The 21,943-nt window shown below is 59.9% G+C and carries 20 protein-coding genes; 17 read left to right on the forward strand and 3 right to left on the reverse strand.

The features are described 5' to 3' along the window. Positions 1 to 61: 61 nt before the first annotated feature. Positions 62 to 280, forward strand: coding sequence for a translation initiation factor IF-1 (gene infA, locus ACIPOO_RS01520; protein WP_002553999.1), 219 nt, complete (start codon positions 62 to 64; stop codon positions 278 to 280). A gap of 296 nt (positions 281 to 576) precedes the next feature. Here infA and clpA read toward each other — a convergent pair whose 3' ends face one another. Next, positions 577 to 2,847 (reverse strand): ATP-dependent Clp protease ATP-binding subunit ClpA, encoded by a 2,271-nt coding sequence (clpA, locus tag ACIPOO_RS01525; protein WP_400603941.1) that lies wholly within the window; start codon positions 2,845 to 2,847, stop codon positions 577 to 579. A gap of 29 nt (positions 2,848 to 2,876) precedes the next feature. Continuing rightward, positions 2,877 to 3,239 (reverse strand): ATP-dependent Clp protease adapter ClpS, encoded by a 363-nt coding sequence (gene clpS, locus ACIPOO_RS01530; RefSeq protein WP_274135619.1) that lies wholly within the window; start codon positions 3,237 to 3,239, stop codon positions 2,877 to 2,879. Positions 3,240 to 3,461: 222 nt separating this feature from the next. On the opposite strand from clpS, the gene cspD reads away from it, so the two are divergent. Together cspD and ACIPOO_RS01540 are read left to right on the forward strand one after the other, a co-directional pair. Further along, entirely contained in the window at positions 3,462 to 3,731 is a 270-nt protein-coding gene (cspD, locus tag ACIPOO_RS01535; RefSeq protein WP_274135621.1) for a cold shock domain-containing protein CspD, read from the forward strand. A 567-nt stretch (positions 3,732 to 4,298) separates the two neighbouring features. Continuing rightward, the gene (locus tag ACIPOO_RS01540) at positions 4,299 to 6,524 is read left to right on the forward strand and encodes an NADP-dependent isocitrate dehydrogenase (protein WP_274135622.1); all 2,226 of its coding nucleotides are present in this window, start codon (positions 4,299 to 4,301) and stop codon (positions 6,522 to 6,524) included. Positions 6,525 to 6,611: 87 nt separating this feature from the next. Here the strand turns inward: ACIPOO_RS01540 and ACIPOO_RS01545 are convergent, their stop codons facing one another. Next, entirely contained in the window at positions 6,612 to 7,976 is a 1,365-nt protein-coding gene (locus ACIPOO_RS01545; RefSeq protein ID WP_400603944.1) for a hypothetical protein, read from the reverse strand. A 134-nt stretch (positions 7,977 to 8,110) separates the two neighbouring features. Here ACIPOO_RS01545 and ACIPOO_RS01550 point away from each other — a divergent pair, with 134 nt between their 5' ends. The 14 genes from ACIPOO_RS01550 to nuoF all read left to right on the forward strand — a co-directional run bounded on the left by ACIPOO_RS01550 (position 8,111) and on the right by nuoF (position 21,904). Continuing rightward, positions 8,111 to 8,554 (forward strand): NUDIX hydrolase, encoded by a 444-nt coding sequence (locus ACIPOO_RS01550; protein WP_400603946.1) that lies wholly within the window; start codon positions 8,111 to 8,113, stop codon positions 8,552 to 8,554. A gap of 70 nt (positions 8,555 to 8,624) precedes the next feature. Beyond that, positions 8,625 to 9,755 carry a tRNA 2-thiouridine(34) synthase MnmA gene (mnmA, locus tag ACIPOO_RS01555; RefSeq protein WP_400603948.1) on the forward strand — a complete coding sequence of 377 codons (1,131 nt, stop codon included), beginning with the start codon at positions 8,625 to 8,627 and terminating at the stop codon, positions 9,753 to 9,755. Then, positions 9,755 to 10,375: a high frequency lysogenization protein HflD gene (hflD, locus tag ACIPOO_RS01560; RefSeq protein WP_274135626.1), complete on the forward strand. Its 621-nt coding sequence runs from the start codon at positions 9,755 to 9,757 to the stop codon at positions 10,373 to 10,375. Before mnmA ends, hflD begins: the two co-directional genes overlap by 1 nt. 132 nt (positions 10,376 to 10,507) lie before the next feature. Beyond that, complete coding sequence (purB, locus tag ACIPOO_RS01565; RefSeq protein ID WP_400603951.1) at positions 10,508 to 11,878, forward strand: adenylosuccinate lyase; 1,371 nt, start codon at positions 10,508 to 10,510, stop codon at positions 11,876 to 11,878. An 84-nt stretch (positions 11,879 to 11,962) separates the two neighbouring features. Beyond that, complete coding sequence (locus ACIPOO_RS01570) at positions 11,963 to 13,129, forward strand: cupin domain-containing protein (RefSeq protein WP_274135629.1); 1,167 nt, start codon at positions 11,963 to 11,965, stop codon at positions 13,127 to 13,129. Beyond that, a complete protein-coding gene (locus tag ACIPOO_RS01575; RefSeq protein WP_274135630.1) occupies positions 13,122 to 13,547 on the forward strand; it encodes a GNAT family N-acetyltransferase in 426 nt (141 codons plus the stop codon). The genes ACIPOO_RS01570 and ACIPOO_RS01575 overlap by 8 nt, the downstream gene beginning before the upstream one ends. A gap of 198 nt (positions 13,548 to 13,745) precedes the next feature. Continuing rightward, a complete protein-coding gene (locus ACIPOO_RS01580) occupies positions 13,746 to 14,534 on the forward strand; it encodes a secretin N-terminal domain-containing protein (RefSeq protein WP_400603953.1) in 789 nt (262 codons plus the stop codon). A gap of 482 nt (positions 14,535 to 15,016) precedes the next feature. Continuing rightward, entirely contained in the window at positions 15,017 to 15,193 is a 177-nt protein-coding gene (locus ACIPOO_RS01585) for a hypothetical protein (protein ID WP_400603955.1), read from the forward strand. A 95-nt stretch (positions 15,194 to 15,288) separates the two neighbouring features. Further along, the gene (aceA, locus tag ACIPOO_RS01590; protein WP_400603957.1) at positions 15,289 to 16,614 is read left to right on the forward strand and encodes an isocitrate lyase; all 1,326 of its coding nucleotides are present in this window, start codon (positions 15,289 to 15,291) and stop codon (positions 16,612 to 16,614) included. Positions 16,615 to 17,092: 478 nt separating this feature from the next. Next, a complete protein-coding gene (locus tag ACIPOO_RS01595) occupies positions 17,093 to 17,506 on the forward strand; it encodes an NADH-quinone oxidoreductase subunit A (RefSeq protein ID WP_062380742.1) in 414 nt (137 codons plus the stop codon). Between the two features lie 10 nt (positions 17,507 to 17,516). Continuing rightward, the gene (locus tag ACIPOO_RS01600) at positions 17,517 to 18,191 is read left to right on the forward strand and encodes an NADH-quinone oxidoreductase subunit B family protein (RefSeq protein WP_274135641.1); all 675 of its coding nucleotides are present in this window, start codon (positions 17,517 to 17,519) and stop codon (positions 18,189 to 18,191) included. A gap of 73 nt (positions 18,192 to 18,264) precedes the next feature. Beyond that, positions 18,265 to 20,046 (forward strand): NADH-quinone oxidoreductase subunit C/D, encoded by a 1,782-nt coding sequence (nuoC, locus tag ACIPOO_RS01605; RefSeq protein WP_400603960.1) that lies wholly within the window; start codon positions 18,265 to 18,267, stop codon positions 20,044 to 20,046. Positions 20,047 to 20,048: 2 nt separating this feature from the next. Further along, the gene (nuoE, locus tag ACIPOO_RS01610; RefSeq protein WP_274135645.1) at positions 20,049 to 20,546 is read left to right on the forward strand and encodes an NADH-quinone oxidoreductase subunit NuoE; all 498 of its coding nucleotides are present in this window, start codon (positions 20,049 to 20,051) and stop codon (positions 20,544 to 20,546) included. Further along, entirely contained in the window at positions 20,543 to 21,904 is a 1,362-nt protein-coding gene (gene nuoF, locus ACIPOO_RS01615; RefSeq protein ID WP_400603962.1) for an NADH-quinone oxidoreductase subunit NuoF, read from the forward strand. Before nuoE ends, nuoF begins: the two co-directional genes overlap by 4 nt. Positions 21,905 to 21,943: the final 39 nt, after the last annotated feature.

Consider the following 21,943-nt stretch of genomic DNA (forward strand, 5'->3'; position numbering starts at 1 on the left):
CCGCTTTTGCCTGGCTGCCGTTTGCACCGGGCCATTCATTGGATACCGAGGGCTTTACTGCATGTCGAAAGAAGACAGCTTCGAAATGGAAGGCACTGTCGTCGACACCCTGCCCAACACCATGTTCCGTGTGGAGTTGGAAAATGGGCACGTCGTTACCGCGCACATCTCCGGCAAGATGCGCAAGAACTACATTCGTATTCTGACCGGTGACAAGGTCCGCGTTGAACTGACGCCGTACGACCTGAGCAAAGGGCGCATCACCTACCGCGCCCGTTAACAGGTCCTGACAAAAACGCCCGGCTTATGACCGGGCGTTTTTGTTTGTGCATAGTTGAACCACCCCCTGTAGGAGCGCGCTTGCCCGTGACGGCGATCTCAAGACCGCACCCGCCGGCAAGCCATGCTGCTACGGGATGGTGGTGTGTCAGATAATGGTGCATTTCGGATAGACCGCCTTCGCGGGCAAGCGCGCTCCTACAATGACAGTGGCGTTCATGCCATTGCGAGGTGGTAGCGGGCCATAAATGCAAAAAGGCGCCAACCGGCGCCTTTTTGCTGTGTTGCATCGAAACGTCAGGCCATTTCCACCGTGGTTTCGTACTCGAACGTGATCTCGCCGTCCTTGTAGTCGATGTGTACCACACCGCCATGCTCGGACAACTCGCCGAAGAGGATTTCCTCGGCCAGCGGACGCTTGATCTTGTCCTGGATCAAACGCGCCATCGGACGTGCACCCATCGCGGCGTCGTAACCACCTTCGGCCAGGTAGCTGCGTGCGGCATCAGTCACCTCAAGCAGCACGCGCTTGTCTTCCAGTTGCGCCTGAAGCTCGGTAAGGAACTTGTCCACCACGCTCTTGATGACCTCATGGCTGAGGCGACCAAACTGAATGATGGTGTCCAGGCGGTTGCGGAATTCCGGCGTGAAGCTCTTCTTGATGACTTCCATCGCATCGGACGAGTGGTCCTGATGGGTGAAGCCGATCGAAGCACGCGCCGCAGTTTCGGCACCGGCGTTGGTGGTCATGATCACGATCACGTTGCGGAAGTCCGCTTTGCGACCGTTGTTGTCGGTCAAGGTCCCGTGGTCCATGACCTGCAACAGCAGGTTGAAGACCTCCGGGTGAGCCTTTTCGATCTCATCAAGCAACAGCACGCAGTGCGGCTGCTTGGTGATGGCTTCGGTCAACAGACCGCCCTGATCGAACCCGACATAACCTGGAGGCGCACCGATCAGACGCGAAACGGTGTGACGCTCCATGTACTCGGACATGTCGAAACGCACAAGCTCGATACCCAGGGCCTTGGCCAACTGACGCGCCGCTTCGGTTTTACCGACACCGGTCGGACCTGCAAACAGGAACGAGCCGACAGGCTTGTCAGGCGACTTGAGCCCGGCGCGAGACAGCTTGATCGCCGTGGACAACGAATCGATCGCCGCATCCTGACCGAACACCGTCAGCTTGAGATCGCGCTCGAGGTTACGCAGCAGTTCCTTGTCGGAGCTGTTCACGTGCTTAGGCGGAATTCGCGCGATTTTCGCGACGATATCTTCCACCTGAGGCACGTCGATGCGCTTGACCCGCGATTCCACCGGCTGCAGACGCTGGTAGGCGCCCGCCTCGTCGATGACGTCGATGGCCTTGTCCGGCATGTGACGGTCATTGATGTAGCGCGAAGCCAGCTCGGCCGCTGCGCGCAGGGCCTCGTCGCTGTATTCGATGTTGTGGTGCTGTTCGAAACGACCCTTCAGGCCACGCAGAATGCCGATGGTGTCTTCAACCGAAGGCTCGGACACGTCGACTTTCTGGAAGCGACGGGCCAGGGCACGGTCTTTCTCGAAGATGCCGCGGAATTCCTGGAACGTGGTCGAACCGATGCAGCGGATATCACCCGAAGACAACAGCGGCTTGAGCAGGTTGGAGGCATCCATCACCCCGCCCGACGCAGCACCGGCACCAATGATGGTGTGGATTTCGTCGATGAACAGAATGGCGTGAGGACGTTTCTTCAGCTCACCAAGCAGCGCCTTGAAGCGCTTCTCGAAGTCGCCACGGTACTTGGTCCCGGCCAGCAGGGCACCGAGATCCAGCGAGTAGACGACGCTGTTGGCCAACAGGTCAGGCACCTGGCTGTCGACGATGCGCTTGGCCAGGCCTTCGGCGATGGCGGTTTTACCGACGCCGGCCTCACCGACCAGCAACGGGTTGTTCTTGCGACGGCGGGCGAGAATCTGAGCGACACGCTCGACTTCCAGCTCGCGGCCGACCAGAGGATCGATGCGACCCTGACGGGCCAGTTCATTCAGGTTGCTGGCATAGGCATCCAGAGGATTGCCTGAAGAAGAAGACTCGCCGCCCTCATCGTCCTGCATATCTTGCTCACCTTCAGAGTGTTCGCCATGCCCCGGCACCTTGGAGATACCGTGGGCGATATAGTTGACGACATCGATGCGGGCAACGCTCTGCTGTTTCAGCAGAAACACCGCCTGACTTTCCTGCTCGCTGAAAATCGCCACCAGCACGTTGGCGCCAGTGACTTCACGCTTACCGGAGCTCTGCACATGGAACACGGCACGCTGCAGCACACGCTGGAAGCCCAGGGTTGGCTGGGTCTCGCGATCTTCGTCGTGGACAGGGATCAGTGGCGTGGTGGAGTCGATGAACTCCTGAAGGTCGTGTTTGAGTTTGTCGAGGTTTGCGCCGCAGGCACGCAGAACAGTGGCGGCAGCCTCATTGTCCAATAGGGCCAGCAGCAGGTGCTCCACGGTCATGAATTCATGACGTTTGGAGCGAGCCTCCTTGAAAGCCAAATTGAGGGTGACTTCGAGCTCACGGTTTAACATAGCTTCACCTCTTACCCAAGTGTCCGGCGTTAACCGTCCTTCTCGATCTCACAGAGTAGCGGATGCTGGCTTTCCCTGGCGTATTGGTTGACCTGCATGGCCTTGGTCTCGGCGATGTCGCGGGTAAACAATCCGCACACTGCCCGTCCCTCTGTATGGACGGCCAGCATGACCTTGGTCGCCAGCTCACGATTCAGGTTGAAAAACACCTCCAGTACTTCGACAACGAAATCCATCGGGGTGTAGTCATCGTTGAACAAAACCACCTTGTACATCGGTGGGACCTGCAGGGTCGGCTTGGCCTCCTGTACCGCGACACCTTCCGCGCCATCCTCGTGGGAGTGCGGATCATCCTGATTGAATGTTAGTCGAATCTCGCTGATTGCATGCATGGTAAAGAAGGATCGCTGGGGACGAAATTAAATAGATTGGTCTTGATCATGCTCGCTATCGATTGGACCGCCACATGACCTTGACTAACGGCTAAACGGTGTTACAAACAATAGAACCCACATTGGGTAAAAAGGGTCCGCGCAGTCAACCAAAATTTTTTAGGTCCGGCGGATGAGAGGTGATGATACTCCCATCGGAGTCCTTTGCAGAGGGATGTGACTATGCTAAGCGGTAAGGTCAAGTGGTTTAACAACGCCAAGGGGTATGGCTTCATCGTTGAAGACGGCAAGTCCGAGGACCTGTTTGCGCACTACTCGGCGATCGAAATGGACGGATACAAGACCCTCAAGGCAGGTCAGCCGGTTCAATTCGAAATCATCCAGGGCCCCAAGGGGATGCACGCAGTCAAGATCAGCGGGCAACCTTCGGCCACTAAAGAGCACGCTCATCAACAAAACACGCATCACGAACACAGCAAAGATCACGCCTGAGCCGGACCGTTCATGCGCGAGACCTGAAAAGGCCGGTCATCCCACCCAGGATTGACCGGTTTTTTTTCGCACCTGCCGGACGACAAAGACACTAGATTGGCCCGGCAGCCGCACTCCCCACCTGCAAGGCTCCTCCTTTAGTCGAAAATCGACCGCTGGACCACCCGCCGTTTTTTGCCCCCGCCAGCCTGCGACAGCTTGCCGCAGGGCGCGTAGTTCGCGGGTTCCAGCTTTTCAGAGGTTTTGCCCTCGCCAATTTGTCGCGCAAAGGTGCGTGCGATCAACGCACAGCCTTCACACTACTATCGTAGTAATGGCCGGGACCGGTGATATACTTCGCGCCGGTGACCATTGGGTCATTGGGGGCCGAGCCATCTGAAACGAGACTTTCAGCCCTCGACAGGCTGGACTCTTACCGGAGTTCAACCGCTTGACGCTCGACTGATGCACCCCATATCACGCGACGAAATTCTCGACTTTCGGCTCATTGATATCTGGGCGAAAGTGCCTACCCTGCGCATCTCGAAATTTTGTGTACGCTCAGCAAAGAAGAGAGTATTCCCAAAAATGTCCAACCGCTCGAAGATCATCTACACCTTCACCGACGAAGCTCCTGCCCTCGCCACCTACTCACTCCTGCCGATCATCGAAGCATTCACCTCCTCGGCCGACATCACCGTCGAAACCCGCGACATTTCTCTGGCAGCCCGCATCCTGGCCGGCTTCCCCGAGCAACTGGGCGCCAAGAAGGTTTCCGATGACCTGGCCGAGCTGGGCGAACTGGCAACCACGCCGGAAGCCAACATCATCAAGCTGCCGAACATCAGCGCCTCGGTTCCGCAACTGAAGGCCGCGATCAAGGAGCTGCAAGCCAAGGGCTACGACGTCCCGGACTACCCGGATGAAGTCGTCACCGAGGCCGACAAGGCCGCCCGTGCCGCTTATGACAAGGTAAAAGGCAGTGCCGTGAACCCGGTCCTGCGTGAAGGCAACTCTGATCGCCGCGCACCGCTTTCGGTCAAGAACTACGCTCGCAAGCACCCGCACAAGATGGGCGCCTGGGCAGCGGACTCCAAGTCCCACGTTGCCCACATGGACAGCGGCGACTTCTATGGCAGCGAAAAATCCTCGCTGATCGAAGCCGCAGGCTCGGTCAAGATCGAACTGATCGCCAAAGACGGCAGCACCACCGTGCTGAAAGACAAGACGTCGGTACTGGCCGGTGAAGTGATCGATTGCGCGGTCATGAGCAAGAAAGCCCTGCGCGCTTTCGTGGCCAAAGAGATCGAAGACGCCAAGAAACTGGGCGTCCTGTTCTCCGTGCACCTGAAAGCCACCATGATGAAGGTCTCTGACCCGATCATGTTCGGCGAATTCGTTGCCGAGTATTACCAGGCTGCGCTGAGCAAGCACGCTGAAGTCCTGAAGGAAATCGGCTTCAACCTGCACAACGGCATCGGCGACCTGTACGCCCGCATCAAGGATCTGCCAGCCGACCAGCAGGCGCAGATCGAAGCGGACGTCAAAGCTGTCTACGCGACCCGCCCTGCACTGGCGATGGTCAACTCCGACAAGGGCATCACCAACCTGCACGTGCCGAGCGACGTCATCGTCGACGCCTCGATGCCGGCGATGATCCGTGACTCGGGCAAGATGTGGAACAACGACGGCGTCCTGCAGGACACCAAGGCCGTGATCCCGGATCGCTGCTACGCCACCATCTACCAGGCTGTCATCGAAGACTGCAAGAAGCACGGCGCCTTCGATCCGACCACCATGGGCAGCGTACCGAACGTTGGCCTGATGGCGCAGAAAGCCGAAGAGTACGGCTCGCACAACAAGACCTTCCAGATCGAAACCGACGGCGTCGTTCGCGTGACTGACGACAAAGGCCAGGTCCTGATGGAACAGAACGTCGAAGCCGGCGACATCTGGCGCATGTGCCAGACCAAGGACGCGCCGATCCAGGACTGGGTCAAGCTGGCGGTCAACCGCTCGCGCCTGAGCAACACCCCGGCCATCTTCTGGCTGGACCCGAAACGCGCCCACGACGCGGTGATGATCAAGAAGGTCGAGAAGTACCTGAAGGATCACGACACCACCGGCCTGGACATCACCATCAAGTCGCCAGTTGACGCAATGAAGGTTTCCCTGGAGCGCATCCGCGCTGGCAAGGACACCATCTCGGTCACCGGTAACGTGCTGCGTGACTACCTGACCGACCTGTTCCCGATCATGGAACTGGGCACGAGTGCCAAGATGCTGTCGATCGTTCCGCTGATGAATGGCGGCGGTCTGTTCGAAACCGGCGCTGGCGGTTCGGCTCCGAAACACGTTCAGCAGCTCAACGAAGAGAACTTCCTGCGCTGGGACTCGCTGGGCGAATTCCTGGCACTGGCCGCTTCCCTGGAGCACCTGGGCAACGTCTACAACAACCCTAAAGCTCTGGTACTTGCCACTGCTCTGGACAAGGCCACCGGCCAGTTCCTGGACAACAACAAGTCGCCATCGCGCAAGGTTGGCGGTATCGACAACCGTGGCAGCCACTTCTACCTGGCGACCTACTGGGCTCAGGCCCTGGCCGCCCAGACCGAAGATAAAGAGCTGCAAGCCAAGTTCACCCAGCTGGCCAAGACCCTGACCGACAGCGAAGCGACCATCGTCGCCGAACTGAACGGCGTACAGGGCAAGCCTCTGGACATCGGCGGTTACTACTTCGCCACCCCGGAACTGGCCAGCAAAGCCATGCGTCCTAGCAAGACCCTGAACGACGCGATCGCTTCGCTCAAGTAAGCTAGCCTGCAATACACAAAGCCCCGGCAATGGCCGGGGCTTTGTTGTTTGAGGGGCTGACGCAGCAAGATCCTCGTTCGGAGCGATTTACTGCCCTGTCAAAACACCTATTACGCCAGCGCTCAGCCGCTCTGAAGAGATAGCCCCCCACCCCAAGAAGACGATACTGCGATCCGGCCTAACCATAAGATTCATCAATCGCACATCGGATGGCAGTTCGGTCAGGCGCCGCAAGCCAGCACCACTGGCGAAGCTACTATCCATCTGACCACTGTGAAGGAAGCGCCCAATGAATCCCCCGTCACTGCCACTACCCAGCACGGTCAGTGCATCAGCATCCACAGCAAGATCGCGCCATCCGCCAGGAGCACCTTCGATCAGCACCGGACTCCCTCCGTTAAAGCCAGGATTCACGCCACCGCGGTCGTCACAGCTCAATAGCAATGGCACGAACACGAACACTGGGCCCGACGGGTCTCCGCGGCGAGCATAGCCTGCGGTAATGAAATACTCAGGTGAGAGAGGCACCAGGGAATGGAGCTCGGCGTGCTCGGTTCCCACCACGAAGTCCTGAAAACCATTAGAACCGTAGGACGCGTCTACAACACCTCTATGGTCGAGTCGCGCAATGGTGGCTTGAAACAACCAAAGGACCTCGTCTGTGAACGTGCGCCCACACAAATAAATGCCATCGGTATTGATGAACATCCCGAACGGAACAAATTGAAGCCCCCGCTCAACCACCTGGACACCATTGACTCCGAAATTCCAGTCAACGACGCCACGGAAATCAATCGAAATCAGCAACACTCGCCGATGATCGCTGGACAGGCCCTGGATGTAGAACCGCCCCCCGTATGCACTCCAACGGATGGTGGCATCCCGGTTCGGTAGTTCTCGGCTTTCGCTGTTCGTGGTGGTCGAACCTGCGGGCTCTGGCGAGGCAAAAGAAGGTACGCTGTCACCCTCCAGCCCCGCGAAGATGCAAATGCCGTTCGTGCCGAACGCAGTGTCTGGCGAACCATCTATCAGGTAGCAGGCAACCGCAGGGTAAGTGCTGCGCGGCCCATCGTTTTTTTGATAGGTATATTGCCCGAGCAGATAAAGGCGATCGTCAGCCGGGTTACTGCCCTCAGCGTAATGGAGAGCAAACACCTCACTGCGCACCGAGACTCCTGCCTGGTCGGTCTTGAAAAATTTGCCAGCCGCCACCCCATCACGGTCGAAGCCCGCGTGCCTGATGCCCTGGGCATCCAGTGCAATGATGAAATACTCTGAATTGCTGAAATCGAAGCCTCGCGTCCTCTCCCCAGAGACATAGATCAAGCCATCCCTGCCGGCAGCCATACCCTGGAGGAGATGACGCTCATAGCCTTCAAACTCCAGCCTTAAAGGCCGCCCGCCATTAAAGGAGGGGTCAAATTCACCAGCTTTGGCGTGTTGCGTTTTCATGATGGATCCCTCATCAATGAGTGAACCCCGAGTGAACGCCAAAACTCCTGTCTCGTATACTGTCAGAAATCCTAGTGGCGACTCGGCATCAATGATGCTCCAGCGCACGAGAAAACAAGTCATCGGAGCCCCACATGCGCCCCTGGCAACCCCACATCACCGTCGCTACCGTCATCGAAGACAACGGCCGCTTCCTCTTCGTCGAGGAAACCAAGAACGGCAAGCGCCTGCTCAATCAGCCCGCCGGCCATCTGGAAGCGAACGAGACCCTGCGCGAAGCTGCGATTCGCGAGACGCTTGAGGAAACCGCCTGGGACGTCGAACTGACCGGCGTGGTCGGCATCTACCTGTACACCGCCCCCAGCAACGGCGTGACCTACCAGCGCGTGTGCTTCGCGGCCAGACCCGGCAAGCATCACCCCGAACGCGAGCTGGACACCGACATCGATGGCGCCCTGTGGCTGACTCGCGAGGAACTGGCCAGCCAGCCCGAACGCTGGCGCAGCGAGCTGGTGCTGCAATGCCTGGACGACTACCTCGCAGGCCCGATCCACAGCCTGGATGTGGTACGCGATTGAATAGCTTTTAGCCTTGGCGCCGACTCCCTGCTAGAATCGCGTCCTTTTCCAGACTACCCATCGAAACCCTATGTCTGATTCAGCCTTTTCCAATCCAGAAAAGAAACGCGTCATTGTCGGCATGTCCGGCGGCGTGGATTCTTCGGTCTCCGCCCTTCTGCTCATGGAGCAGGGGTATCAGGTGGAAGGCCTGTTCATGAAGAACTGGGAAGAAGACGACGGAACGGAATACTGCACCGCCATGGACGACCTCGCGGACGCCCAGGCCGTGTGCGACAGAATCGGTATCAAGCTGCACACGGTGAACTTCGCCGCCGAGTACTGGGATAACGTCTTCGAGCACTTCCTCGAAGAGTACAAGGCCGGTCGTACGCCGAACCCGGACATCCTGTGCAACCGCGAAATCAAGTTCAAGGCCTTCCTGGACTACGCCTTCATGCTGGGCGCAGACCTGATCGCCACCGGCCACTACGTGCGCCGCCGCGACATCGACGGCCGCACCGAGCTGCTCAAGGGCCTGGACCCGAACAAGGACCAGAGCTACTTCCTGCACGCCGTAGCCGGTGAGCAGATCGCCAAGACCCTCTTCCCGGTCGGCGAGCTGGAAAAGCCGCAAGTGCGCGAGATTGCCGAGAAATACCAGCTGGCGACCGCCAAGAAGAAGGATTCCACCGGTATCTGCTTCATCGGCGAGCGCCGCTTCACCGATTTCCTCAAGCAGTACCTGCCCGCCCAGCCCGGCGAGATCAAGACCACCGAAGGCGAAAGCATCGGCCGTCACGCAGGCCTGATGTACCACACCATCGGCCAGCGTCAGGGCCTGGGGATCGGCGGCCTGAAAGATGCCGGCGACGAGCCGTGGTACGTGCTGGAAAAAGACCTGGCAAATAACGAGTTGATCGTCGGCCAGGGCAACGAGCACCCCTGGCTGTTCTCCCGCGCCTTGCTGGCCTCGGAAATCTGGTGGGTCAACCCAATCGACCTGAGTACCCCGCGCAAGCTGACCGCCAAGGTTCGCTACCGCCAGGGTGACCAGGCCTGCACCCTGGAACGTACCGCGACCGGCTACCGCGCCATCTTCGACGAGCCGCAACGCGCTGTGACGCCGGGCCAGTCGGTGGTGTTCTACGACGGCGAAATCTGCCTGGGCGGCGGCGTCATCGAAACTGCCGAACCCTGGCACAGCAAGGACGCTCGTTGATGAGCCCGACCCAAGAGCAACTGACCGCCCTGGGCGGTGTGTTTCAGGCCGCCGTGCTGGTGGACCGCATCGCCAAGACCGGCCAGGCCGGCGAGGCGGCAGTGGGTTGCCTGATCGGCAGCCTGCTGAACATGGACCCCAGGGACACCCTGGACGTGTTCGGCGGCGACGACCTGAACCTGCGCGAGGGCTATCGCGCCCTGGCCAGTGCTCTGGAGCGCGACCCCAGCACCCTGCAACGCGAGCCACTGCGTTACGCGCTGGCGATGCTGGGCCTTGAGCGTCAACTGTCCAAGCGCGATGACATGCTCGAAACCATCGGCAAGCGCCTGCCGCAGATCAAATCCCAGGTCGAGCACTTCGGCATCGTCCACGAGAACGTGATCGCCGCCAGCGGCGCGCTGTATCAGGACACCCTGAGCACCCTGCGCCAACGCATCCAGGTGCACGGCGACATGCGCAATCTGCAGCAGCCGAACAACGCCTCGAAAATCCGCGCCCTGCTGCTGGCCGGGATTCGCTGCGCACGACTTTGGCGACAAGTGGGCGGTCACCGCTGGCAATTGGTCATCAGCCGTCGCAAGTTATTGAAAGAACTGTATCCGTTGCTCCACGGCTGACCGTAGAGCACCGCGCAACCGCGCATTTATCCCTCGCGGGGCGAACCATGGCGATCAGTCAGCCTCGGCTGATACGGATTTTCATGTATGATACGCGCCCCTTGTTAAAGCCCGACTGTCCGAGAGCACCCCATGCAGCTTTCTTCGCTCACTACGGTTTCCCCTGTAGACGGCCGCTACGCCGGCAAAACCCAGGCCCTGCGCCCTATTTTCAGCGAATACGGCCTGATCCGTTTCCGCGCCCTGGTCGAAGTTCGCTGGCTCCAGCGCCTGTCGGCCCACCCGCAAATTCCTGAAGTCCCGGCGTTCTCTGCCGAAGCCAACGCCATCCTCAATGCGCTGGCCGATGACTTCGCCCTGGAACACGCCGAGCGTGTGAAGGAAATCGAGCGCACCACCAACCACGACGTCAAGGCGATCGAATACCTGCTCAAAGAGCAGGCGGCCAAGCTGCCGGAACTGGCCAAGGTCAGCGAATTCATCCACTTTGCCTGCACCAGCGAGGACATCAACAACCTGTCCCACGCCCTGATGCTGCGCGAAGGCCGTGACACCGTGCTGCTGCCGCTGATGCGCCAGATCGCCGAATCCATCCGTGAGCTGGCGATCCGTTTCGCCGCCGTGCCGATGCTGTCGCGCACCCACGGCCAGCCGGCTTCGCCAACCACCCTGGGCAAGGAACTGGCCAACGTCGTCTACCGTCTGGAGCGCCAGATCGCTCAGGTCGCCGCCGTTCCGCTGCTGGGCAAGATCAACGGCGCCGTGGGCAACTACAACGCGCACCTGTCGGCCTACCCGGACATCGACTGGGAAGCCAACGCCCGCGCCTTCATCGAAGACGAGCTGGGCCTGGGCTTCAACCCGTACACCACGCAGATCGAGCCGCACGACTACATCGCCGAGCTGTTCGACGCCATCGCGCGCTACAACACCATCCTGATCGACTTCGACCGTGACATCTGGGGCTACATTTCCCTGGGTTACTTCAAGCAGAAGACCGTCGCGGGCGAAATCGGCTCCTCGACCATGCCGCACAAGGTCAACCCGATCGACTTCGAAAACTCCGAAGGCAACCTGGGTATCGCCAACGCGCTGTTCCAGCACCTGGCGAGCAAGCTGCCGATCTCCCGCTGGCAGCGTGACCTGACCGACTCCACCGTACTGCGCAACCTGGGTGTGGGCTTCGCTCACAGCGTGATTGCCTACGAAGCGAGCCTGAAGGGTATCGGCAAGCTGGAGCTGAACGAGCAGAAGATCGCTGCCGACCTGGACGCCTGTTGGGAAGTCCTGGCCGAGCCGATCCAGACCGTCATGCGCCGCTACGACATCGAAAACCCGTACGAGAAGCTCAAGGAGCTGACGCGCGGCAAAGGCATCAGCCCTGAAGCGCTGCTGACCTTCATCGATGGCCTGGACATGCCTGCCGAAGCCCGCGCCGAGCTGAAAAAGCTCACGCCGGCCAACTACATCGGCAACGCTGTGGCACAAGCCAAGCGCATCTGATCGAACGGCATATGCTCTGAGCGCCCGGCTGAGCCGGGCGTTTTTATTCCAGTCTGAAAAACACGCTTTTTCAATAGGTTACACATGAATCCTGATATTCCTGTTCAGCTGCTTGGCGGCATCACGGCGCGCGAATTCCTGCGTGACTACTGGCAGAAGAAACCCCTGCTGATCCGTCAGGCCATCCCGGATTTCGAAAGCCCGATCGACCAGGACGAGCTGGCTGGCCTGGCGCTTGAAGAAGAAGTCGAGTCGCGCCTGATCCTCGAAAACGGCGTGCGCCCGTGGGAAATGCGTCGCGGCCCGTTCGAGGAAGACGAGTTCAGCAAGCTGCCGGAAACCGAGTGGACCCTGCTGGTGCAGGCCGTCGACCAGTTCGTCCCGGAAGTGGCCGAGTTGCTGGAGCAATTCCGCTTCCTGCCAAGCTGGCGCATCGATGACGTGATGATCAGCTACGCAGCCCCTGGCGGCAGCGTCGGTCCGCACTTCGACAACTACGACGTGTTCCTGCTGCAAGGCCACGGCAAGCGCCACTGGAAAATCGGCCAGATGTGCGACAGCGACAGCCCGCTGATCGAGCACGCCGACCTGCGCATCCTCGCCGACTTCCAGGGCAGCGACGAGTGGACCCTGGAACCGGGCGACATGCTCTACCTGCCGCCGCGCCTGGCCCACTGGGGCGTGGCCGTGGACGACTGCCTGACCTACTCGGTCGGCTTCCGCGCGCCGAGCGCCGCCGAAGTGCTGACCCACTTCACCGACTTCCTCAGCCAGTTCATGTCTGACGAAGAGCGCTACACCGACGCCGATGCGCAGCCGGTCAGCGACCCGCACCAGATCCAGCGCGACGCACTGGACCGCCTCAAGGCGCTGCTGGCCGAGCACATGGGCGACGAGCGTCTGCTGCTGACCTGGTTCGGCCAGTTCATGACCGAGCCGCGCTACCCGGAAATGGTCGCTGGCACCGAACTGGACGATGCCGAACTGCTCGACAGCCTGGAACAGGGCGCAATCCTGATCCGCAACCCGAGCGCACGCCTGGCCTGGTCGGAAGTCGATGACGATCTGCTGCTGTTCGCCAGCGGTCAGAGCCGCCTGCTGCCGGGTAACCTGCGCGAGCTGTTGAAGCTGATCTGCGCCGCTGACGCACTGCATATGGACAATCTGGGCAAGTGGCTGGCCGACGAAGACGGCCGTCATTTGCTCTGTGAGCTGGTCAAACAAGGAAGTCTGGGGTTTGCCGATGAATAAGATCCGCGTACGGGTAGCTGACTGGCAGAAGGAGAACGCCGATATCCGGCGTATCCGCGAAGCCGTGTTCATTGCCGAGCAATCGGTACCGCCCGAACTGGAATGGGACGCCGAAGACGCTGGCGCACTGCATTTTCTGGCACTCGAAGGCGATTACCCGATCGGCACCGCACGGCTGCTACCGGACGGCGAGATCGGCAGATTGTCGGTGCTCAAGGACTGGCGCGGCCTGAACGTCGGCGATGCGCTGCTCAAGACCGTGATCAGCGAAGCGGAAAACCGCGACCTCAAGGAACAGAAACTCAGCGCCCAGGTGCACGCCACAGCGTTCTACGAGCGCTTCGGCTTTACCGTGGTCAGCGAAGAGTTCCTCGAAGCCGGCCTGCCTCACGTCGATATGGTGCGCACCTCGCGCTAAGCGGGCGGCCACCACGCAAGCCGAACGCCCCGCCTTCCTCATTCAGCTGGCTATGTTGACAAGCTATGCTGAAACGAGGACGCCGGGGCGTTCTGCTGTCTGCGATTCAATTTGCCTTTGTCTGGGCCGACAAACTGGCAAGCCGTTACCTTAAAAAACCATAATGCCTTGATACGCCCCCTCGCGGAGATCACAACGATGTCGTTACGTACCCTGCTCGCTTCTGTGCTGTTGGCCTGCAGCTTGTCGGCAGTTGCCGCCACCGAAGTCATCCCCCTCAACTACCGCACCAGCGATGACCTGATGCCCACAGTGAAATCCGTGCTCGGCAACGAGGGCACGGTTCAGGCCTATGGCAACAAGCTGATCGTCAATGCCGAGCCCGGCAAGATCAGCGAACTCAAGGACCTGCTGTCGCAACTGGACGTGGCGGCCAGACGCCTGCTGATCAGCGTGGACACCAGTGACAGCAGCACCCAGAGCGATTCCGGTTACTCGGTCAACGGCACCGTACGTTCACAGAACGGCCGCGTCAGTGCTGACGGACAGACCCGCATCATCAACTACGGCACCGCCAGCCGCGACGGTGGCATGCAGCAGGTCCAGGCCAACGAAGGCACTCCGGCGCTGATCCAGGTCGGCCAGAGCATTCCGATCACCAATGTGCAGACCGACTCCTACGGCTATGCGCAGACCAATACCCAGTATCGCAACGTCACTCGCGGGTTCTACGTGACCGCCAGCGTGACCGGCGACATCGTGCACCTGAACATCAGCACCAACAACGACCGCATGAGCCAGCAGCAGGCGGATGCGATCAAGGTGCAGAGCACCGATACCCAGGTCAGCGGCCGGTTGGGCGAGTGGATCACACTGGCAGGCGTCAGCGACCAATCCCGCGCCGACGAACACGGCGTCACCCGCCGTTACTCCACCCAGGGCCGTGACGACATGACCTTGCGGGTGAAGGTCGATAGTCTGGATTGAGCTCCGTAAGCGCAGGCAGAACCAAATCCTGTAGGAGTGAGCTTGCTCGCGATAGCGGTATGTCTGTTAAACACTCTGTGACTGACGGACCGCTATCGCGAGCAAGCTCACTCCTACAGGGTTGCGGTGCCTGGCAACCAATGCGCCTGACACACCGCCTTCGCGGGCAAGCGCGCTCCTACGGTGGGTGCAAAATCCGGTTTCAAACCCCACCCCCGTAGCAGCACGGCTTGCCGGCGGGGCAATTTTCTGGGCAACACCAACCTCCAGATGGCCGCAAAAAGCACCGAACCCGCCAATTATGTAGTGCTCCAAAAAGCACTACATATCCTCCCTTCCCCCGTGACCGCCCAGTACTACCGCTGACTTGCCCGTACCAGCACCTCCGAGCCCGAAACTGACTGATGAGTCGTATTAGACAAAAGATGTAGTGCACATAAAATATCACTACAAAGTGTTTGACGAAGGAAAATCGTCGAGGCATGATGGCCTCGCTCCCACAAATCGGAGGCTTTGCAGAAAGCCTCAGGATCGTGCTCAAACTCAACCAGATTGAGCAGATTCGCGTCTTTTATGCCCAAAAGGCCGCGTCATCGCTTCATCACCGTGAACGCGATAAACAACCCAAGGCTGTGACCCAATGCTTTCCGATTCTGTGAGCACCCATACGTGCGCCTTCAAGAAACCTTGAGGCGCTGGCAGAGCAAAGAGCTTCACCTCAAGACTCACAAGACCAAGCGACGAGGTTTACCCCATGGCACTGACACGCGAACAACAAATTGCAGCTATCGAGAAAGACTGGGCCGAGAATCCACGCTGGAAAGGCGTGACCCGCACCTACTCTGCTGCTGACGTCGTCCGCCTGCGTGGCTCGATCCAGCCAGAACACACGTTTGCCAAACTGGGCGCTGAAAAACTCTGGAACCTGGTGACTCAGGGCGCCAAGCCGTCCTTCCGTCCCGACAAGGACTTCGTCAACTGCATGGGCGCCCTGACCGGCGGCCAGGCTGTGCAACAGGTCAAGGCCGGGATCCAGGCGATCTACCTGTCCGGCTGGCAAGTGGCCGCGGACAACAACTCCGCCGAGTCCATGTACCCTGACCAGTCGCTGTACCCGGTGGATTCGGTTCCAACCGTGGTCAAGCGCATCAACAACTCGTTCCGCCGCGCCGACCAGATCCAGTGGAAAGCGGGCAAAAATCCGGGTGACGAAGGCTACATCGACTACTTCGCACCCATCGTGGCTGACGCTGAAGCCGGTTTCGGCGGCGTACTGAACGCCTACGAACTGATGAAAAGCATGATCGAGGCAGGCGCCGCCGGCGTGCATTTCGAAGACCAACTGGCCTCGGTGAAGAAATGCGGCCACATGGGCGGCAAGGTGCTGGTACCGACCCAGGAAGCCGTGCAGAAGCTCGTCGCCGCCCGCCTGGCCGCCGACGTGGCAGGTGTGCCGACCATCATCCTGGCCCGCACCGACGCCAACGCCGCGGACCTGCTGACCTCGGACTGCGACCCGTACGACCAGCCGTTCGTGACCGGCACCCGCACGCCTGAAGGCTTCTACAAGGTGCGCGCAGGCCTGGACCAGGCCATCGCTCGCGGCCTGGCCTACGCGCCGTATGCCGACCTGATCTGGTGCGAAACCGCCAAGCCGGACCTGGACGAAGCCCGCCGCTTTGCCGAAGCGATCAAGAAGGAATACCCGGACCAACTGCTGTCGTACAACTGCTCGCCTTCCTTCAACTGGAAGAAGAACCTGGACGACGCGACCATCGCCAAATTCCAGCGCGAGCTGTCGGCGATGGGCTACAAGCACCAGTTCATCACCCTGGCGGGTATCCACAACATGTGGCACAGCATGTTCAACCTGGCGCACGACTACGCCCGCAACGACATGACCGCCTACGTCAAGCTGCAGGAGCAGGAGTTCGCTGACGCGGCCAAGGGCTACACCTTCGTGGCGCACCAGCAGGAAGTGGGCACTGGCTACTTCGACGACATGACCACCGTGATCCAGGGTGGCCAGTCCTCGGTGACCGCCCTGAAAGGCTCCACCGAAGAAGAACAGTTCCACTGAGTCACCCGCACCACGCAATAGCCGCCTTCGGGCGGCTTTTGTTTCTCCCCTCGATAAATACCCTACAAACCAGCTCAACTATTACCGATAGGCGCGCCCAATCGTCGCCTGAAAGTTAATTAGTGTCGCCTGGCAATAAATCCTTGTTTTACGCAGAACTTTGTCACTCGGAGGTGACAAGGTCGGATTCAAGTTTCAAATGATATTAATTATCATTTCACCCAGTAAACTTTCGTTACTCGCTGAAGGAAACATAATTAACGAAATGACCGGTAATCCCCGTGCCACGGGGCCCCGCGCACCAAAACCGTGACCTGGCTCATTAATCCCCTGAATAAATTTGATGTAGAAAATTTACTTGCCCTTCTTTTGCACATAAAATCCCAGAAATTGATTGCACTGCGACATTTCGTCACTGCTTCTGCTTCTCTTTCTTTTCAAGCTCAGAGACCCTTGATCTCTGTTAAGGACTGCCAGCATGCCCGAATCGACAGGTCTGATTGCCCACAACTGGGGCTTCGCCATTTTCCTTTTGGGCGTCATTGGCCTCTGCGCCTTCATGCTCGGCCTGTCCAGCCTGCTCGGCTCCAAGGCCTGGGGCCGCAGCAAGAACGAACCGTTCGAATCCGGCATGCTGCCTACAGGCGGCGCCCGCCTGCGGCTCTCCGCAAAATTCTATCTGGTCGCGATGCTGTTCGTGATTTTCGATATTGAAGCCCTCTTTCTGTACGCCTGGTCTGTGTCCGTCCGCGAAAGCGGCTGGACCGGCTTCGCCGAAGCTCTCGTTTTCATAGCAATTCTGTTGGCAGGTCTTGTCTACCTATGGCGTGTAGGGGCGCTCGATTGGGCTCCCGTTGGACGTCGTAACCGGCAGGCGAAGCTAAAACAATGAGGCTTTGGCAATGCAATACAATCTCACCAGGATCGACCCTGATGCTCCTAACGAGCAGTACCCCATCGGCGAGCGGGAGACCGTAGCCGATCCGTTAGAGGATCAGGTACACAAGAACATCTTCATGGGCAAGCTCGAGGACGTACTGAGCGGTGCTGTCAATTGGGGTCGCAAGAACTCCCTTTGGCCGTACAACTTCGGTCTGTCCTGCTGCTACGTGGAAATGACCACCGCCTTCACGGCGCCCCACGACATCGCGCGCTTCGGCGCCGAAGTTATCCGGGCATCGCCGCGCCAGGCCGATTTCATGGTCATTGCCGGTACCTGCTTCGTCAAGATGGCTCCGATCATCCAGCGTCTCTATGAGCAAATGCTTGAACCCAAGTGGGTCATCTCCATGGGTTCGTGCGCCAACTCCGGTGGCATGTACGACATCTATTCTGTCGTTCAGGGCGTGGACAAGTTCCTGCCCGTGGATGTCTATGTGCCCGGCTGCCCGCCCCGTCCAGAGGCATTTCTGCAAGGCTTGATGCTGCTGCAGGAATCCATTGGCCAGGAGCGTCGTCCTCTTTCCTGGGTCGTGGGTGATCAAGGCGTGTATCGCGCCGAGATGCCGTCGCAGAAAGAGCAGCGCCGCGAACAGCGTATCCAGGTCACAAACCTGCGCAGCCCCGACGAAGTCTGATCCAGTTTTCTTTTACAAAAAGAAGCCTGAACCTGGGTTCATTCTGTACGTTGACCGATAGCGATCGAGACCTATGACTGCAGACACCGCTCTGTACATCCCGCCTTACAAGGCTGACGACCAAGATGTCGTCGTTGAACTGCACAACCGTTTTGGCGCCGACGCGTTCACCGCCCAATCCACCGTCACTGGCATGCCAGTGCTGTGGGTTGCGCGTGCCAGACTGTTTGAAATCCTGACGTTCCTGCGCAACGTGCCCAAGCCGTACTCGATGCTGTACGACCTGCACGGCGTGGACGAACGCCTGCGCACCAAGCGCCGTGGCTTGCCGGACGCCGACTTCACCGTGTTCTACCACCTGCTGTCGGTAGAGCGTAATAGTGACGTGATGATCAAGGTGGCCTTGTCCGAGGGCGACCTCAGCGTGCCTTCCATCACCAGCATCTGGCCCAACGCCAACTGGTACGAGCGTGAAGTGTGGGACATGTTCGGGATCGACTTCCCAGGCCACCCGCACCTCTCGCGCATCATGATGCCGCCGACCTGGGAAGGTCACCCGCTGCGCAAGGACTACCCTGCCCGCGCCACCGAGTTCGACCCCTACAGCCTGACGCTGGCCAAACAGCAACTGGAAGAGGAAGCCGCGCGTTTCCGTCCGGAAGACTGGGGCATGAAGCGCTCCGGCACCAACGAGGACTACATGTTCCTCAACCTGGGTCCGAACCACCCTTCGGCCCACGGTGCGTTCCGTATCGTGTTGCAACTGGACGGCGAAGAGATCGTCGACTGCGTGCCTGACATCGGCTACCACCACCGTGGCGCCGAGAAGATGGCCGAGCGTCAGTCCTGGCACAGCTTCATTCCGTACACCGACCGTATCGACTACCTGGGCGGGGTGATGAACAACCTGCCGTACGTGCTCTCGGTCGAAAAACTGGCCGGCATCAAGGTGCCGGAGAAGGTCGACGTCATCCGCATCATGATGGCCGAGTTCTTCCGGATCACCAGCCACCTGCTGTTCCTGGGTACCTACATCCAGGACGTGGGCGCCATGACCCCGGTGTTCTTCACCTTCACCGACCGCCAGAAGGCCTACACCGTGATCGAAGCGATCACCGGTTTTCGCCTGCACCCGGCCTGGTACCGCATCGGCGGCGTCGCCCACGACCTGCCACGCGGCTGGGACAAACTGGTCAAGGACTTCGTCGAATGGCTGCCCAAGCGCCTGGACGAATACACCAAGGCTGCCCTGCAGAACAGCATCCTCAAAGGTCGTACCATCGGCGTCGCCGCGTACAACACCAAGGAAGCCCTGGAGTGGGGCGTTACCGGTGCCGGCCTGCGTTCCACCGGTTGCGATTTCGACCTGCGCAAGGCTCGTCCGTACTCGGGCTACGAGAACTTCGAATTCGAAGTGCCGCTGGCGCACAACGGCGATGCCTATGATCGCTGCATGGTCCGCGTCGAAGAGATGCGCCAGAGCATCAAGATCATCGACCAGTGCCTGCGCAACATGCCGGAAGGCCCGTACAAGGCGGATCACCCGCTGACCACGCCGCCGCCCAAAGAGCGCACCCTCCACCAAAGCGAAACCTTGATCACGCACTTCCTGCAAGTTTCGTGGGGCCCGGTCATGCCGGCCAACGAATCCCTCCAGATGATCGAAGCGACCAAGGGCATCAACAGTTATTACCTGACGAGCGACGGCGGCACCATGAGCTACCGTACCCGGATTCGCACCCCAAGCTACCCGCATCTGCAACAGATCCCTTCGGTGATCAAAGGCAGCATGGTCGCGGACTTGATCGCGTACCTGGGTAGTATCGACTTCGTTATGGCCGACGTGGACCGTTAAGCATGAACAGCACGCTCATCCAGACAGACCGTTTCGCCCTGAGCGAAACCGAGCGCTCGGCCATCGAGCACGAAATGCATCACTACGAGGACCCGCGCGCGGCGTCCATCGAAGCCCTGAAGATCGTCCAGAAGGAACGTGGCTGGGTGCCGGACGGCGCCATCTACGCCATCGGCGAAGTGCTGGGCATCCCGGCCAGCGACGTTGAAGGCGTGGCCACGTTCTACAGCCAGATCTTCCGTCAGCCTGTGGGCCGCCACATCATCCGCGTCTGCAACAGCATGGTCTGCTTCATCGCCGGCCACGAAGACATCGTTGGCGAAATCCAGAGCAAGCTGGGCATCGGCCTGGGCCAGACCACTGCCGATGGCCGCTTCACCCTGCTGCCGGCCTGCTGCCTGGGCAACTGCGACAAGGCACCGGCGGTGATGATCGACGACGACACCTTCGGCAATCTGCAGCCGGCGGGCGTAGCCCAGTTGCTGGAGAACTACGTATGAAAATCACTTCCTTCGGCCCGGCCAACCTGATTGCCCGCACCCCGGAAACCCATCCGCTGACCTGGCGCCTGCGTGACGACGGCGAGCCTGTGTGGTTCGACGAATACGTCGCCAAAGACGGCTACGCCGCAGCCCGCAAGGCGTTTGCCCAGCAATCGCCTGACGAAATCGTGCAGTCGGTCAAGGACTCCGGCCTCAAGGGTCGCGGCGGTGCGGGCTTCCCGACCGGCGTGAAATGGGGCCTGATGCCCAAAGACGAATCCCTGAACATCCGCTACCTGCTGTGCAACGCGGACGAGATGGAACCCAACACCTGGAAAGACCGCATGCTGATGGAGCAACTGCCCCATCTGCTGGTTGAAGGCATGCTGATCAGTGCCCGCGCGCTGAAAGCCTACCGCGGCTACATCTTCCTGCGTGGCGAGTACGTCACCGCCGCCAAGCACCTGAACCGCGCCGTGGAAGAAGCCAAGGCCGCAGGTCTGTTGGGCAAGAACATCCTGGGCACCGGTTTCGACTTCGAGCTGTTCGTGCACACCGGCGCCGGGCGTTACATCTGCGGTGAAGAAACCGCATTGATCAACTCCCTGGAAGGCCGCCGCGCCAACCCGCGCTCCAAGCCGCCCTTCCCTGCCGCTGTCGGCGTGTGGGGCAAGCCTACGTGCGTGAACAACGTCGAAACCCTGTGCAACGTCCCGGCGATCGTCAACAACGGCAACGACTGGTACAAGTCGCTGGCCCGCGAAGGCAGCGAAGACCACGGCACCAAGCTGATGGGCTTCTCCGGCAAGGTCAAGAACCCGGGCATCTGGGAGCTGCCATTCGGCCTGCCAGCGCGCGAGCTGTTCGAAGACTACGCCGGCGGCATGCGCGACGGCTTCAAGCTCAAGTGCTGGCAGCCAGGCGGTGCCGGTACCGGTTTCCTGTTGCCTGAGCACCTGGACTGCGCCTTCTACGCTGGTGGCGTGGCCAAGGTCGGCACCCGTATGGGTACCGGTCTTGCGATGGCCGTGGACGACAAGGTCAACATGGTCTCCCTGCTGCGCAACATGGAAGAGTTCTTCGCCCAGGAGTCGTGCGGTTTCTGCACGCCTTGCCGCGACGGTCTACCGTGGAGCGTGAAGATGCTGCGCGCCCTCGAAAACGGCCAGGGTCAACCGGGCGACATCGAGACGCTGCTGGGGTTGGTCAACTTCCTCGGCCCAGGCAAGACCTTCTGCGCCCACGCACCGGGCGCCGTGGAACCTCTGGGCAGCGCGATCAAATACTTCCGCCCGGAATTCGAGGCCGGCATCGCACCGCAGCGTGCGGCGTCAGGTCTGGTTCCAGGTAAAGCGCCGACCATCGTCGGCGCATAAAAAGACTGACCGGTCGATAAGCCCACAAGGCCTGTCGAC

Source organism: Pseudomonas sp. NPDC090201 (assembly GCF_044746825.1).
GTDB lineage: Bacteria > Pseudomonadota > Gammaproteobacteria > Pseudomonadales > Pseudomonadaceae > Aquipseudomonas > Aquipseudomonas putida_AD.